The organism is Lysinibacillus sp. NPDC096212 (assembly GCF_044763105.1).
GTDB lineage: Bacteria > Bacillota > Bacilli > Bacillales_A > Planococcaceae > Lysinibacillus.
Genome location: NZ_JBIWFQ010000014.1, coordinates 22,623 through 38,521, shown reverse-complemented (window position 1 = coordinate 38,521; position 15,899 = coordinate 22,623). Strand labels below are relative to the sequence as shown.

The window sequence follows — 15,899 nt, the reverse complement described above, 5'->3', positions numbered from 1 at the left end:
AGAACAATTCTCTGAAAACACTATATTCTTGATAGTTAAATCCAATGTGATTGTAGATGAAAAGAAGGGAGAAATAAGATGAAGGGGAAAATTTCAAAGGGTGTATTGGTTGGATTGTTAGGCGTATCATTGGCCATTCCAATGCAGGCATATGCCTATCAAGAGCCAACCAGTTATGTACATATGAAAACGCCAAATATGACGGTGTACTCTGCATATGGTGCTACAATTAATGCATCAGAAAAAGGAGATATTTTTAGTATTAAAGCAAATATTGTCAATAACCGTCAGCCATTAGAAGTGGAAATTTTTAAGAATGGTCAGGATGGGGTCTTAAAACAAGTTGCTAAAAAAGGAGAATTGGAGCCGGTTGCTTATCGAGATTTAAATGACCGAGTCATTGCCACTATTCATAATAATGCAGAATTGAAATTTGATAATTCACCGCCTAATTATTTTCGTGATATAGGGAGATCATCGTATAGTTCGTATATTACTACTTTATCGAATAGGGGTATAGTTCAAGGCAAAACAGCTGATAATTTTGGTGTTAATGATTCGTTAACACGTGCTCAAGTTAGTGCATTATTAACTCGTGCATTCAGCTTTCAACAAGTACAAACAAAACAATTTAAAGACATTGATGTCAAAAAATCTTGGTATGGAGGTTATGTTGGTGCCTTGCATTCGTTAGGAATCATAAACGGAAAAACGCCAACTATATTTGATCCAAATGGAAAAATCACACGCCAGCAGGCAATTTTAATGCTTGGTCGAACATTAGAAGCTGTTGATTTTGTCCAAGAAGAAGAGTATGTGATTTTACCGTATCAGGATGGCTACTATCTTCATGAGGAAGCATTGCGTCACACTGAGACTTTGTATGCAATCGGTGCTCTAGATATCAATACAAATCTATTACCAAATCAATTTATTACCCGTGGAGAGTTTGCAAAAATGTTAGCAGTGACTTTACTCGCAGCTGGAAGATTGTAATTATTTACAATCAATTTCGCCTTGGCGTAATCGTTGCTGACGCTTCGCTTTCGCACAGAAATACTTACTGAATAAAGATAAATTTTGCCGAGCGTAACAACGTCTCGGCTTTTTTTGTTGAGATATATTTTCAATGGAACGGATAGAAGAACTAGAGCAACGGAGCGAACGTCAGAGGAAGCTATACATTGTGCTCATGTATAAAAATCTATAGAACGGGCAAAACCTTTTATGAGACTAGTTTCTATGGAAGGGGAAAATACGATGAATACTGTTTTAACTGTAAAAAAACGCGATAAAGGGCGTCAATCATCATTAACTCAACTTAGACAAAACGGTGCTATTCCGGGCGTTGTATATGGCTATCAAATGGAATCAACAGCAGTATCACTGGATGCCAGACAATTTGCAAAAATGTTAGCTCAATTCGGCAATAAAAATGTTTTTCAATTAGATGTAGACGGTAAACAGATCAACGCAGTGTTAACAGAAGTACAACGTTGTGCGTTAAAGGGTAATGTTAAGCATGTAGATTTCAAGTCCATTAATATGGCAGAGGAACTAGAGGTTGATATTCCTGTAACGGTTACTGGTAAAGCTATTGGAGTTGCAGATGGTGGATTCCTATTACAGCCTAATCGTGAAGTTCGCATAAAAGTAAGTCCAACAGAAATCCCTGAAACAATAGAGGTTGATGTGACTGATGTAGCCATCGGGACATCACTTTATGTAGGAGATATTCGCGAAAAGTTTACCTTTGAAATTTTACAAGAAGATGATTATACATTAGTGACGATTACGCCGCCTGCTGCTGAAAATGTGCAGGAGGACATAGTAGATGGAACCCCTGAAGTAATCGAGGCTACTGGGAAAAATACAGAGGAATCGTAAAAAGAAAAAAGCTACATCATTCCATCAGATTCGCCTAATGGATGATGTAGTTTTTATTATGTGTTTTAACAGATTTTTTAGATTTTATTTATATAAATAGGTTTACTGCATTCAATACTCTAGTTTTGTATAATGGAGGAGAAAGGGTGTGATAGTATGATAGAACAATTTTTGACTTCGTATTTTGTCAAAAATGGGGAACACCTTGAAGTATCTCCAAAGTATATTACAGATACAATTAAGCAGTATACGGTAGTAAAACAAACTGCACGAACGTATCGCAATGTATCGTTTTTAAAGGTAGGGCAACTAACAAAAACAAAGCCATCACAAGAGCTTCTAAATTATAAATTCACAAAAAATGCAAAGCGAAATCTAACAGAAGATTTTTCTACAATTCAAAGCTGGATAGAGGAAGGGTGGATTATAGAAGAAATTGTTTTTGCACAAGATGGACGCACCGCAAAAGCAATCCATTACCGAATTGGACCAAGTTTAAAGTGCTATTTTGAAGCACAGAACGAGCAGCAGACGCAAAGGCTAGAAAATTATGCATTGCAGTTGCAAAAAAGTGCTAACATACTACCGATAAAAGAACTTCAACATGCTGTGCAACAATTAAATGAATTTGTATCAATGCCGATTGAAAAATTAGCACATACGACAAAATTAATGTCCCATTGGTCGATTGAAAAACGATTGCGTTTTTTACATTTTTCAATCGGCTTTTTCCAATTGGCAAATGAAGGAGTACTGTTCGATTTTAAAGAAATAGGTGCAACGCTTTTTGATAAAATTGGTGGCTCAAAAGTTTTCGACCGTGAGCAAAAGGAATTTATCGAAGAGCTAGAGCGTGTCTTCTCTGTACAAACAGGCGATTGCGGATTAATTAGTTTAGGTAAAATTACTCCTGTCTTTTTTGCAGGTGAGTTAACGGGGACATTTAGCCATTATCAACAAGGCGTTATTCATGCATTAACCGATGACGCCATTCTAAAAGATACTTATAAAACAGAGGCGAACATTATTTGGCTTGTTGAAAATAGAGCTATTCTAACACGAATGGCAAAGGAAACGAGCTTTTTGCAGATTACTAATTCATTTATTTTATGTTTAGATGGTCAAATAAGATCTGCGCATAAAATGTTGATTCGTCAGATAGTCGCCACTCAAACTGTGATTGTTTGGACAGATTTTGATAGTGCAGGCTTAACAATAGCTATGCATGCAGTACAAATGATTAATACACCGTATAAAATCATTGCTAGGGATAATCAGATTTTTTCTGATATTGAAGTCTATAAAAATTGGCTACTTGGTGAGCTTGAAGTAGCTGAACACGAACAAGAGCAGCAATTAGGAGATGTAGAACAATGGATGAAATGGATACAGTAAAGCGTGCACCAATCTCTATTTTTAATGTTGAATCGAACACAGCTGAGCTTAAAACATCAATGCGTGATATTGCCTCATTGGCTGGAGTATTAAACGAGCTTGGGAGCCAGCAAATTTATGAGTCACCGCTTGAAATCTTGCGCTTTCTGAATACGATTCAGCTTTTATATGAAGAATCTTTAGGCTTAGCAGACGTAATTGAAGATACAGAAATGCTGTATTATCGCTATCGCAATACATATATCGACGATGCACCACCAACTATTAAGCAGCTTGATCACATAATTTACATTTTGGCACGAAATAGCTGGCTTACAAAGCAAACGCGTCAAATAAAATTATTAGACCGTGGTAAACGGATGATGGATGCACTTATTCGTCTTGCGAACGATTCATTAGCCTATTATTTACAGGATGATATTGGACGATCACTCTTTCAAGCACGTCGAGATGCGGAGCTTAGTGCAGCTTATGATGATAATGGAATCTCAGGTGGCAATAAAATTGCATCTATGATTCACAATGTTGAAGATGCAATTCAAAAACTGGAACATCGTCAATTAGAATTTTTTGCTGATCGAAATGCTTTACCACAGCTTGAAATTATTCATCAGCTAATGCAGGAACTTGAAATAAAAATGCAAGAGCGACTTAGTCAATTCCAAACAGTAGAAGAGAGCTTAGTGATGAGTGATCTAGTACAACGTGGGACAACAGTTTTATCAAAGGGAACAGCGCTTAGTCTAGGAATGCTTACGAAATATATTCGCTTTGTAACGATGCAGGATACGCCTCTCTCAGATTCGATTTCACCAGAAAAGATACGTACTTTTATATTAAATATGTACAACCCACCAATCGATTCAAATATCCCAAATGCGTACGATTTATTTAGTTTTATGGAGCAAGCACAGTATAAGGATGAGGAACTGGACGGTATTTGGATGCCAATTAAATTTGCAGCTCCAATAGGTGGACAAGATATTGATGAAGCTATTCACTATTTAGAAAACTATGAGCCAAAAGTAAATGATCCAATAGAGACTGAGGAGGAAATCGACATCGACTTTGAAGAAACGTTTGTTAAAGGTGAATCCGTTCAACAATTGTTTGAAGATGCAGCTTGGCAAATGACGAAGGCGGTTATTAATACGGATGTAATCGAACACTATTTAGACGTACATGGCGAAAGTGAACTAGAGGAAGTAATAATTGAATCCAGCTCTGATGAATGGGGAGACGCAATTCGATCACTTTTAGCTGTATCAGCTTTAACGAGTAAACAAAAGGTGAATATGAAAGAAGTATCGGATACAAAACAATTCGATAAACGATGGGAGTGGGTAGAAGATGACGACAGACGATTTACATTACAACAATATAAACGCACAACTCGCGACAATGAGTAATTTACGCGCCTACTTATCGGCAGAGGAAGAGCTAGCATTCATGCAGTTATTATTTTCATCCTCTGCAAGTGTCCTAGGCAGCAATTATGGTTTACGGCGTAAGGATTTAGAAAAGCTATTAAACATAAAAAATGATGACAATGCTTTCTATTCTTTTATCGAGCGTGTAAATGCAGCAGTACATCGCTACTTTCGTGTAATTTATGATGAAAAAAGAACGCGCGTGATCGTGATGATGCGAGTTTCTGCTAAGGATGCAAAGTCGACATTAAGCAAAGAGGCACTGGCCATTTTACTGTATATGTTTTATCAGCAGGAAGTGCTAAATCATGAATATACATTAGTACAGCAAATATTAACAGATTTCGGACATGAGCTGTTAAATGCAAGTGCTAAATTATTAAAAAACATCGACCAACTGAAAAAAATCGGTGCAGTAGAAGAAAATGACATTTCAAAAAATGAAAAAGCTTACTCGTTAACAGCGATTGGTGTACATATGTTTTCAGATTCATTTTTACGAAGAACAGCTGAATTTGCCCAATCTACTCAACTAAATAAAGAAGAAGTATTGAAATTTTTCAAACGCTATAATCTATATATTCGGGAGGATGCACTATGATTCCCTATCGTCTGCAGTTCAGTGGTATACGTGACTATAAGCCAACGCGCATTTTATTTGGTCAAGCTAATGATCATATCCTAATCACGGGTCCAAATGGCACAGGAAAATCGACTATATCCTTTTGTATGGGAGCGGTATTATATTCGTCAAAAATTGATTTAGAGGGCTTGCGCTCAAATAATTTGCCAAGTCATCAAAGATGGAAAGGAATGGTAGAGCTAACCTTTAAAAATGAAGGGCCTTCTCGAATTGACGCAGCACCTTTTGTTTCGTTTCGTTTAATGATTGAGCAGGAAGCAAATCGGGGCGCATTGCAGCGTGAATATCATGTCCTAACAGGAGAAACAGAGGATACTTTGACTGTCAGTGATATTTATCGTTCAGGTGATGTAAACCAACGTAATTTTACAACATATAAAGAAGATTTACAGTTTAAATACAAAATTGACTCAGATTTATTTTATTTGATTTGGTATCAACAAGAAGTAAATCAGTTTGCAGTTATGGCACCAGAAGAGCGTTTTCGTCGATTTAGTGAAATGCATAATATTACTGAAATCCAGCAGTCGTGGGAAACGGCTATTGAAGGTGTTAAAGAGCTAGAACAAGAACTTGTAGCTGCAAAAACAGTCGTTAAGCAGGCTGAATTTAATCTGAAATTAGCAAAAGAAGAATTTGATCGTTTGAAAAATAACAAGGCTCGTCTATATGAAGCAGGAAAAGCGCATATCCTTAATACCATGTCACTTGTACAATTATACAACAATCAAAAGCAAGAACTTGTAGAGAAACAGAAAAAGCAATCAGACATTCAAATAGATATAGAAGAAAAGATTGGAATAATAAAGAAACAAATCGAAAAAGCAAAACTCTTATTACAAGATTTGAGTAAAAAGCAGCTGCAAATGGATGAGGAAAAGCGATCAAAATCAACATTGCTTGAACAGTTTTCCAAGAAACGAGAGACCTTAATTGTGACTGAGCATGAATTAAAGAATCAACTCGTTCATACAGAAGAACAGCGTAAACAGCTTCGATTTACAGAGGATGTAACAAAAGCAAAATTCAATGATGCACAGCGAAACATAGCTATAATTGAACAGCAATATAAACAATTTCAGCAGCAATTAACAAATTTGGTTATGCAAAAGGATGAGCTGAATGAAAATCGATTAACCCTTAAATGGGAGCTAGAGAAAATTGAAAAAGAGGAACAGGAAGCAATCGCACTTCTATCAGAGCATACTAGTGCCCACCAAGTACAACAAAAAATTACACATCTTGAAGTGCGGATTCAAAATTATTATAAGAAAAAAGTTTCCTTAGAGCAGAAACTCGAAAATACAACAATTGAAATTACACAACGTGAAAACAATCAAATATATTCAACTCGTCAATTAGCGGGCTTACAACAATTCAAGCAACGAGACATCTCAGCTTATACATTCCGAGATTTAGTTACGTTAGATGAAGGTGCCACAATAGAGCATGAAAATCGTTTAAATTCAATTAAATACACCATTTTTTATGATGCAAAAGAGAAAGTAGCGTTTAATGATTTGTATCATGTGTCGTTACGTTCCATTGTACCAGAACGTTTTACAACTAGTTTACCAGCGCAAAAACTAGTTATTCGACAAGGAATATCGGAAAAAGAACAAAATTTTGCGGTAAAAGCATTATGGTGGGCGCAGCAATTTTTCGAGATCCAAGTGCCAAAAAAGATCCAAGGTGAATTATTAGTGGACGAGCACGGCTATCGAGGTGCGCAAGAAAAAAATACAGTTATTTTAAATGATAAAATGTTGACAGAGCAGTTACACACAATGCGTCAATTAAGAACACAGCTTGAAACACAGTTATCAGAAGCGACAAAACAATTTAAAGAAGATCAAATTAATTTGCAAATGTTAAATAGCATTATAAAGGATGTACAGAAGGCAGAAGCAAGTGTTATAGATGCTGAATTTAAGCATCATAAGCTACAATACAAAACAAAGCTAGACGAACAGTTTGCAACGCTTCAGAAACTAGAAATACAGACGACAACAGCACTACAAAACGAGCAAGAGAAAAAAATAGCTATCCAATTTGAATTAGAAAAGCTAAACACCGAGCTAGATATTTATGAGCAACTTGGAGTTTTAAAGAAAGTTCAAGAACAGCTTGCAGAAACGAAATCAAAGTTAAAAGACATGAATGATACTATTGATGAGACGAATAGCAAACTTAATCAATTAAAGGATGAGAGCTATAAACTTCATGATGTTTGTAGACAGAAGGAAAGTGATATTCGATCGCTTGAGCGTGATTTAACGGATGCGGAAAATGAAGTGCAAGGTACGAAGAAGCTGCTTGTCAAATATCAGGAAGAATTTGAAGTGGCAGAAGCCTCCATTTTACAAGAACAGCTTCGTTTGGAAGAGCTAGCAACAATTATTCCGGATATTTTTGCTGCAGTGCAAGAAGTACCTCTATCATTAAATAGTACTATTCCAAAGTTGAAGAGTGATAATACCACAGCCCGTATCAACTTTGAAAATGCACGAGTAGAAGATGTAAATCCAGAGGCAGAGCGTAATTATATTGCAGTAAAAGATGACTTTAACCTAAAAAAAGAGACAGTAGATCAGACACAGGAATACTTAGAAATCCACAGAAATCGAGCATTAGAAAATGAGAATCGTCTTGAAACAACCATTAATATGAATGTCCTTAAAATTAATAATTTATTTTCAAAATATATGGATGAATTTCAATTTGAAGGGAAAATTGAGTATGAACGTTTTGAAGATAAAAAAGGTCGTACAATTTTTAAATTGTATATTAAAGCACGAAAAATTGGACATAGTGGTCGTTTGGATGATGTTGGTACAAAGGCCAGACATGGTAAGCTTGGAAAAGGTGTGTCAGGCGGAGAAGAGTCATTAAGCTCATTATTATTTGCACTTGCCTTGCTACAAAATTTAAATACTTCACCAAGCTTCATCGTCCTAGATGAATTTGATAGTGCTTTAGATGAAGAACGGAAAGAAAAAGTGTTTGATTTATATGTAAACGAATTACAACGAAAGCTTATTATTTTATCTCCTAAGGTTCACGATGACCATTATTATAATAAATTTTCAACCGTTGTTGTCGTCGAGCACGATTCAGCAGTACCGATTAGTCGTACAAAAACGATTCGATTGCTCCCGCATTAGATAAGAACCTGAGAATATATGTAATAAGAGCCATTTTGATAGTATCCCCTTAAGTAGAAAATGTTACTGTAATCTGTAGTTATCATTCTACTTAAAGGGGATTTTTCGATGCTTAGAAAAAGTAATTCATATACAAATGATTTTAAATTAGAAGTTAGCTCCTTGCAGTTTACTCTATAAGTTTCTGTATGGATTGGCGATAACGGAAATACGTGACTAGGTACATGCTGCCAGTTGCTAAAAATAGCAATGGTGGGATAGTGCGCATGATGGCGAATGGTGTTTCAAATAAAAAAGGAAATAGAAAATCAAAACCCTTTGCATCCCATAAACCTGGCGTAAAATAAGCATCTTTTATATTGAAAAAGTAATAATAATTGTCATTGGAATAAAAAATCATTAACCATATAAAAGAGAGAACTGCCCAATTGCTGGCATGCTTCATCAATCGTTTGTATTTAGCAATTTGCGAATCATTATCAGAAAATAATTCATCGTTGCCATCTTTTCTTTTTAACCAATAATAAGTGCCATCATATGATTTTTCCTTTAATGCTTGCCATCCAAAATCCTCATATAACTGTTTATAGTTAGTTCGTTTTTCACTCCGAAGATCTTGCTGATAATCAATACGGATAACTTGTTCGAGATCAGCTGTCTTTTTAAATGTATAAAATCCGCCAGAACTCACATTTGTACAAACCCAACCGTTGGACAACATATTATTTAACCATTGCTCTTCCTTTTCAATATCAAAAAAGATTTTAAACTTTATCATGTCCATCAACTCCCTCATATAAAGATAAAATTCGCTGCAATCGTTGTTGCTCGACCGCCAATATTTCTAGTCCCTCAGCTGTTGTTTGATAAACTTTGCGCCTTGTATCCTGGGTCTCTACAGGCGAAATCCAATGATATTTCAACAGATTTTCAATTGCTCCATACATAGTGCCAGCAGCAATCCTTACACTACCAGCGCTCATTTCCTCGATTTTTTGCATCATTGCATAGCCATGTAACGGTTCACGTAAGGCGAGTAGAATATAATGCATGGTTTCAGATAATGGTAGTAATTTATGTTTTTTCACAAGTTCACCTCATATACAGTTCAACTGAATAAAAAAAGACAATGCATTATTTGCATTGTCTTGTAAGCTTAAATCACAGCGCTTTTCACGCCAGTCCATTTTGTAAATAATTTCTCGTTAAATGTTAGTGCGAATTGTATAATTGGCCCAAGACCAAAAGCCATTAGAGCTGTTCCAACCCCAATTGGCCCGCCAAGTAAAAAACCAAGTATAGCAACTGATACTTCCAAAGTTGTTCGTGCACGTGTGACACTCCAGCCCAGCTTATTAACAAATAGAAGCATCAATGTATCTCGAGGACCGATTCCTAAATTTGCCACCATATACATACCGCAGCCCCAGCCAAGTAATATTAAGCCAGATACATAAGCGAATAGCTGCATCCAAAAACCATCTATATCTGGTATCCAATAGTTAAAAATATCAATAAAAATACCTGCTAAAAACATATCTATAAATGTGCCTGGCAGTGGAAATCTCTTCGTGATAACCATATCAAATGCTAAAATGGCTAGTCCGACGAGAATTGACCAAGTACCAATGGTTAATCCTAATGTATTAGCTAGCCCAATATGTAACACATCCCACGAACCAACACCAAAAACCTGACCTTTAATTGTTAACGTTATACCTAAAGATAAAACTAAAATACCTGTTAAAAAGAACAGACACCGTGTGAAAAAAGCTTGCTTCATCATTATAACCTCATTCTAAAAATTCGTGTTGTCTAACAAAATATTATAGCAATAAATTTATAAATAAGCCGAAGATTGTCATTTCACACTTTTCAAAAAATAAGGTTAGACTCGCTAAAAAAGGACAAAATAAAGGAAATCAGAAAGGATGAGATGACATGACCTCTGTACGAGATGAAATATTAGAAGTTTTAAATCGGGAAAAAATAGGAACGATGGCAACAGTTGCGAATGGCAAACCGTTCTCACGCTATATGACATTCCAACATGAAGATTTTGTTTTGTACACAGTAACGAATAAACATTCTGAAAAAATGGAGGAGCTTCGTAAAAATCCATATACACATATATTGTATGGATACGAAAATAGAGGCTTTGGTGATACGTATGTTGAAATTGAAGGAAAGCTAACAGAAATTCTAGAGGATGGAATAAAAAATAAGTTAGCAGAATTTTTTACAAGCATTTTCGTTGGTAATCATGATGAAATGGTTACACTAAAAATCGAACCAATTCGTATGCGTTTGATGAATAAAAAAGGGGAACCACCTAAGGAACTCGAATTTACAAACGACCATTAAGCTGTGGTCGTTTTTTGATTATTTATTGAAAATGAAGAAAATATTCATTGTTAAATGATAAATCTTAACTTGAATTTAGGCGAGTGTTCATGCATGATAATTCAAAAAGAAAACAGGGGTGCAGAGAATGACAACAGCTTGCACAAAATATATTAACAACGCAAGGAAAAATTGAGGCGGATTTTATTTTACGTAATGCACAAATTGCAGATGTTTTATCTGTGCGAAAGCGAAGCATCAGCGGCAAATGTTTTATCTCTGTGCGAAAGCGAAGCGTCAGCAACAAAGCGCTCAGTCGGAACGGAAATCAACCCCTCGTTTTGCGAAGGGGCATACTACTATTTATTAGGACACCTTAATTTTCACCAAGATTTCCTCGACCATTTTGTTTACAACATAATGAAACGACCTAAAAGCATAGCCGCTTTCAGGTCGTTTTTTAAATGGGATAAATACGTGCTTTTAATTTCTTATTTAATATGGATGCCTGCGTCAGTGCTTGTTCATCATGAATTATCTCACCAGGTTTGTTTGCTTCACCGATAATATATGAGGAGAACGGCATCTTTAAGAAGTCAAAAATATATTGGAATTGTTGAATCATTGGTAGACCCTTTATATATGGGTCGTCACCACCGACAGCAAGAACAATGGCTTCTGTAGTTTGTAGTTTCTCTTTTAGCTGTGGAAACCGCTCATCTCGGATAGCTTGACTCAGTCGATCCACCATGTTCTTCATGATTCCCGACATGCTGTACCAATATATCAGTGTTGCAAAAATAACGAGATCGCTTGTTAAAAATGCATGGATAATTTGATCATAATCATCATCTACAAACTGAAAGCCATCGTTATCATGACGTAAATCGTTGATGGGCTCAATCGTTAATTTTTTTAGATCTATTTTTACATGATTTATGCCATCTAATACATAATCAGCTAGTTGTTCACTATTACTACCGGCTCTAGAGCTTCCGATAAAAGTGGTAATATTCATTAGAATCCTCCTCTATTCTTCAGACTATAACAAGTGTAAACTTATATTTATTATCGATAAAGCAGAATCTTTCGATGATATATATCGAAAAAAACGATTTAGAGGTGGGAAAGATGGATCTTAAACAACTGCAAACGTTTTTAACAGCTTCAGAAACGTTAAGTTTTACCCAGACTGCACAGCTACTAGGCTATGCTCAGTCGAGTATTACAGCACAAATTAAATCGCTTGAAGAAGAGCTTGGTGTAGTTCTTTTTGAGAGGCTTGGAAAACGCATTACCCTTACAGAGGAGGGCAAGCGATTACAACAGTATGCTCAAAAAATGTTAGATTTAAATATGGATATGAAAAAAGCTGTATTAAATGAAAAAGCACAAGCAGTGTTAAAAATAGGTGCACAGGAAAGTCAATGTGTGTACCGTCTGCCGAGTATTTTACAACAATTTCAGAAAGCCCATCCGCAAGTAAAAATCATTTTTAAGCCTGTCAATACAACCGAAATCGCCAAAGAATTATTGCAGTCAGGCAATCTAGATATCGCGTTTATTACAGATGCGTATAAGGAAACACCCATGTTACATCGTGAGCGACTTATTCGAGAGCAATTAGTATTTGTCAGTGCTTCTACTAGTAACAACGCGGAGAAAAAGGTATTTTCTGTACAGCAACTTTCAAATGAAACGATGCTTTTGGCGGAAAGCGGCTGCTCCTACCGTAATCAATTGGAAGTACAGCTTCAGCAGGAAGGTGCGCTACCAATACAAATGATTGAATTTGCAAGTATTGAAGCTATTAAGCAATGTGTGATGTCTGGTTTAGGTATTACATTCTTACCCAAAATGGTGGTGGAGAAGGAATTAGAAAACAATCGTTTAAAAGAACTGACTACATCCATGAATTTAGCTGATATTTTTACGGATATCGCTTGGCATAAGGATAAACACATATCTCCGTATCTCGCTGATTTTATAGAGATTGCCATGAAGATGTATAAGCAGTTTTAAAGGTATATTTTGTTGTACCAGACTTCGATTTAGAATCCATTTTGATTGATTTTTTAAAATAATTAAAAAAGTGCGAATGATTTTTTATCCATTTCGCACTTTTTAGTTCTTTTCACTAAGAAAGAGTATTATTGTGATTTATAAAAGTACCTCAAGGGTGTTCCTTTATTTTCAGTTGGCCTATGGAAAACTCATTGTTTCTTTAAAGTGCCAGAAAAATTAGTTCCTTCATCATGCTCTGTACGACAATCTACCTCGGTAATTTTAAGCGCATTATTAAGGCGCTCAAATTCTAATACACAACGATTGCCATTTGAGGATTTGTTCATCACAGCCTTAGTGCTAGAAGTAATCGTTGCTGTCCCGTCGACACTCCCTGTAGCTGTCCCATCATTGGCAGTAATAAATATAGTAAAGCTTTTGCTTGTTGCGTTTGAAATATAGACATCACGACGATTAAAATCAGTTGAGCCTGTACCCCATTTATAGTAATACGAATAGTTACCATCCCAAGCACTTTTAGAAGGTGTTATCAGCTGCATTGTTTGATCTAGCTGACTTTGACCATTTTTCGCTCGTGTATTTAAAGAAGCCTTACTCGTATTTTCATGAATGGCCTGTGCGTCCTCTGAAATTTCATAAAAATTTCTTTCATCCATACGGTGTAGCATTGTCACGACTTGAGCTCGTGTCATATTGTTAGATACGCCAAAAAATTTCTGTAAATTGCGGTTTTCATACTGGAAGTTTTGACCAGTGGAAATATAATAATCGATTAAAAACTTTATGGATTGATCTAATCCACTTTTACCATTAGCTAAATGTGTAATTGCCTGTGCCACAACACCTCGCTTCACACTAGCTGCGCGAATATTATTATCGAAATATCCGTTTAATGGAACACCGTAGCTCGCAAGACGATTATAATATTCGTCAGACCCGTTTGCAGCAGGGGTTTGTTTTTTTAACTCATCATAAGGTGATTCAAGCTCATAAAAATTAGCAAGTAGTTTTGCGAATTGTTGCTCTGTGATTGTTGCATTGGGCTTAAATGTACCATCTGGATAGCCATTAACGATATCATATTCCTCTGCCCACATGATGGCTTCATAGGCATAGTGATCTTCTGGCACATCTTTAAAGCCAGCAGCTTGTACAGTGTATCCAGTTGCCACAACAAGTAGGGGAAGCAATAAAGTGCACACTAATTTTTTCATTAGTCACAGTCATCCTTTCTTTCTAGTCATGTTAATAGTTTGAAGGATATGGATATAAACTGCAAATTTTTCTAGTTTATAAACTAAAGAAAACTATTCTTTTATGAAAGAAGGAATAAAAAGAGATGTTGAATAGTTTTAATAAATACCTTCAAAAATGGATGCCTATTTTAACACCGCTTAGCTTAGTGATTGGTGTGTTGTTTGAGAACGTAGGGCATCAGCTCTTATTTTTAGTGCCGTGGTTGTTTGCTTTTATGACATTTGCAGGTAGTTTAAGCATGAATTTTGAAGGAATAAAAAATCTTGAAAAATACCCAACAGCTATATTAATTGTTATTGCATTTTTACACCTACTCATGCCAATTTGGGCTTATTTTGTATCAAACATCATCTTTCAAGATCATCTACTAACAATTGGTTTTGTTATAGCAGTAGCTATACCAACAGGAGTAACTAGCTTTATTTGGGTTAGTATTTGTAGGGGGCATCTTACATTGTGTCTTGCAATTATTTTAATCGATACACTCATTTCGCCCGTTGTCATTCCTGCATTACTTCATATTGTTGTAGGGCAAACAATCGAAATTGATACAGTTGGTCTCATTCTAGATTTACTTTGGATGATTGTTATGCCTTCTCTAATAGGTGTAGCGTTAAATGAGTTTACTAAAGGTGAAATTGAGCTGACACTAGATAAGAAATTAGCCCCTTTTTCAAAACTTAGCTTATTTAGTATTGTAATGATTAATAGTAGTGCAATTGCACCGTATATTAAAAATATTAATTTGGAGCTTGTTAGTGTTATTTTGGTCGTATTTCTACTTGCTGTATCAGGATATGCTTTTTGTTTAGTGTTAGGGCATATACTTTGGAAGGATAAAAGTATTGTTACGATGTTCGTTTTTACAGGAGGGATGCGTAATATTGCTGTAGGGGTTGTAGTAGCGACTACATACTTTCCTGCAAAGACGGTTATGCCTGTAGTGTTTGGTATGCTATTTCAGCAAGTTCTAGCCTCGTTCTTTAGCCGAGTAATGGAAAAGTATCAACTGAAATATGCGGAAGGTTAAATATAAGTTAAATGCAAAAATATTCGAAATTGTTCAGGAAGAAGCGAGTATGTAAGAATTCAGTGCTGCTATCATCGACTGTTAGTAAAGCGTTGCATCATTTTGTAACAATTAATGATGGTGCTAAAAATTTTGATGCAAAATCATCAAGTGAAAATAAAAAAGCAGAAGGTTTCCATTATGCTACCTTCAGAATATGATGAAGATAAGCAATATCCATGTTATTTAAATGTAGGATGGGGGAGATATGTCATATCAAAAAATATAAATTCGAGAGTAAACACCAGCACTTTTTATACAAGAAATTTTAGTGTTTTATGCTTGTTGGAAGTATTTGAGTACTAATTATGTCACTTATGAAAGAAGAGTGCATGAATGAAAGAGTTAGATGATCTAAAGCTAACGATTCTTCCGTTAATTATTTTGCTAATTCTTATACTTTTATGGAAACTGACCGAGTCTGTTGGTGCAGGGATGATGGTCATTATTTTCTGGATAGGCTGGCGTCGCCTTGTAAGAAAATTAAAATAAATTGAAAGCGAGATATCTTGCTAATTTTTCGTAGACCCAGTTTTGACGTGCCTCATAAATGCCTGATTTGCCTTAAAACTCCCATAAAGCTTTATGTAAAAACATAACGTTTATCTATTGTATGTAGCTTTGTAATTTTGATTAAATTAACAATATCAACTTTGATATAAGGACAAATTCAAAGAGCATGTTTT

15 protein-coding genes are annotated in these 15,899 nt (G+C 35.6%); 10 read left to right on the top strand and 5 right to left on the bottom strand.

Annotated elements, in window-relative coordinates:
• Positions 1 to 78: 78 nt before the first annotated feature.
• The 6 genes from ACIQ7T_RS14755 to ACIQ7T_RS14730 all read left to right on the top strand — a co-directional run bounded on the left by ACIQ7T_RS14755 (position 79) and on the right by ACIQ7T_RS14730 (position 8,519).
• Complete coding sequence (locus ACIQ7T_RS14755) at positions 79 to 996, top strand: S-layer homology domain-containing protein (protein WP_370080370.1); 918 nt, start codon at positions 79 to 81, stop codon at positions 994 to 996.
• A gap of 264 nt (positions 997 to 1,260) precedes the next feature.
• On the top strand, positions 1,261 to 1,887 hold the full coding sequence (locus ACIQ7T_RS14750) for a 50S ribosomal protein L25/general stress protein Ctc (protein ID WP_402871209.1): 627 nt from the start codon (positions 1,261 to 1,263) through the stop codon (positions 1,885 to 1,887).
• Between the two features lie 156 nt (positions 1,888 to 2,043).
• Positions 2,044 to 3,282 (top strand): DUF2399 domain-containing protein, encoded by a 1,239-nt coding sequence (locus ACIQ7T_RS14745; protein WP_370080366.1) that lies wholly within the window; start codon positions 2,044 to 2,046, stop codon positions 3,280 to 3,282.
• Positions 3,261 to 4,691: a hypothetical protein gene (locus tag ACIQ7T_RS14740; RefSeq protein WP_370080364.1), complete on the top strand. Its 1,431-nt coding sequence runs from the start codon at positions 3,261 to 3,263 to the stop codon at positions 4,689 to 4,691. Before ACIQ7T_RS14745 ends, ACIQ7T_RS14740 begins: the two co-directional genes overlap by 22 nt.
• Entirely contained in the window at positions 4,633 to 5,313 is a 681-nt protein-coding gene (locus tag ACIQ7T_RS14735; protein ID WP_370080363.1) for a hypothetical protein, read from the top strand. Before ACIQ7T_RS14740 ends, ACIQ7T_RS14735 begins: the two co-directional genes overlap by 59 nt.
• Positions 5,310 to 8,519 carry an AAA family ATPase gene (locus tag ACIQ7T_RS14730; RefSeq protein ID WP_402871204.1) on the top strand — a complete coding sequence of 1,070 codons (3,210 nt, stop codon included), beginning with the start codon at positions 5,310 to 5,312 and terminating at the stop codon, positions 8,517 to 8,519. The genes ACIQ7T_RS14735 and ACIQ7T_RS14730 overlap by 4 nt, the downstream gene beginning before the upstream one ends.
• A gap of 169 nt (positions 8,520 to 8,688) precedes the next feature.
• Here ACIQ7T_RS14730 and ACIQ7T_RS14725 read toward each other — a convergent pair whose 3' ends face one another.
• From ACIQ7T_RS14725 to ACIQ7T_RS14715, 3 genes are all read right to left on the bottom strand, one after another.
• Positions 8,689 to 9,297: a DUF2812 domain-containing protein gene (locus tag ACIQ7T_RS14725; protein ID WP_370080359.1), complete on the bottom strand. Its 609-nt coding sequence runs from the start codon at positions 9,295 to 9,297 to the stop codon at positions 8,689 to 8,691.
• Entirely contained in the window at positions 9,284 to 9,571 is a 288-nt protein-coding gene (locus tag ACIQ7T_RS14720; RefSeq protein ID WP_370080489.1) for a PadR family transcriptional regulator, read from the bottom strand. The genes ACIQ7T_RS14725 and ACIQ7T_RS14720 overlap by 14 nt, the downstream gene beginning before the upstream one ends.
• 104 nt (positions 9,572 to 9,675) lie before the next feature.
• Positions 9,676 to 10,302, bottom strand: coding sequence for a YczE/YyaS/YitT family protein (locus ACIQ7T_RS14715; RefSeq protein WP_370080357.1), 627 nt, complete (start codon positions 10,300 to 10,302; stop codon positions 9,676 to 9,678).
• Positions 10,303 to 10,460: 158 nt separating this feature from the next.
• On the opposite strand from ACIQ7T_RS14715, the gene ACIQ7T_RS14710 reads away from it, so the two are divergent.
• Entirely contained in the window at positions 10,461 to 10,883 is a 423-nt protein-coding gene (locus tag ACIQ7T_RS14710; protein WP_402871200.1) for a pyridoxamine 5'-phosphate oxidase family protein, read from the top strand.
• A 439-nt stretch (positions 10,884 to 11,322) separates the two neighbouring features.
• Here ACIQ7T_RS14710 and ACIQ7T_RS14705 read toward each other — a convergent pair whose 3' ends face one another.
• The gene (locus ACIQ7T_RS14705) at positions 11,323 to 11,880 is read right to left on the bottom strand and encodes a flavodoxin family protein (protein WP_402871198.1); all 558 of its coding nucleotides are present in this window, start codon (positions 11,878 to 11,880) and stop codon (positions 11,323 to 11,325) included.
• A gap of 113 nt (positions 11,881 to 11,993) precedes the next feature.
• Here ACIQ7T_RS14705 and ACIQ7T_RS14700 point away from each other — a divergent pair, with 113 nt between their 5' ends.
• On the top strand, positions 11,994 to 12,884 hold the full coding sequence (locus ACIQ7T_RS14700; protein WP_370080487.1) for a LysR family transcriptional regulator: 891 nt from the start codon (positions 11,994 to 11,996) through the stop codon (positions 12,882 to 12,884).
• 191 nt (positions 12,885 to 13,075) lie between these two features.
• Here ACIQ7T_RS14700 and ACIQ7T_RS14695 read toward each other — a convergent pair whose 3' ends face one another.
• Positions 13,076 to 14,101 (bottom strand): S-layer homology domain-containing protein, encoded by a 1,026-nt coding sequence (locus tag ACIQ7T_RS14695; protein WP_402871195.1) that lies wholly within the window; start codon positions 14,099 to 14,101, stop codon positions 13,076 to 13,078.
• A gap of 125 nt (positions 14,102 to 14,226) precedes the next feature.
• Here ACIQ7T_RS14695 and ACIQ7T_RS14690 point away from each other — a divergent pair, with 125 nt between their 5' ends.
• Both ACIQ7T_RS14690 and ACIQ7T_RS14685 read left to right on the top strand, forming a co-directional pair.
• The gene (locus ACIQ7T_RS14690; protein WP_402871192.1) at positions 14,227 to 15,174 is read left to right on the top strand and encodes a bile acid:sodium symporter family protein; all 948 of its coding nucleotides are present in this window, start codon (positions 14,227 to 14,229) and stop codon (positions 15,172 to 15,174) included.
• Positions 15,175 to 15,549: 375 nt separating this feature from the next.
• A complete protein-coding gene (locus tag ACIQ7T_RS14685; protein WP_370080347.1) occupies positions 15,550 to 15,705 on the top strand; it encodes a hypothetical protein in 156 nt (51 codons plus the stop codon).
• The last annotated feature ends 194 nt before the right edge of the window (positions 15,706 to 15,899 follow it).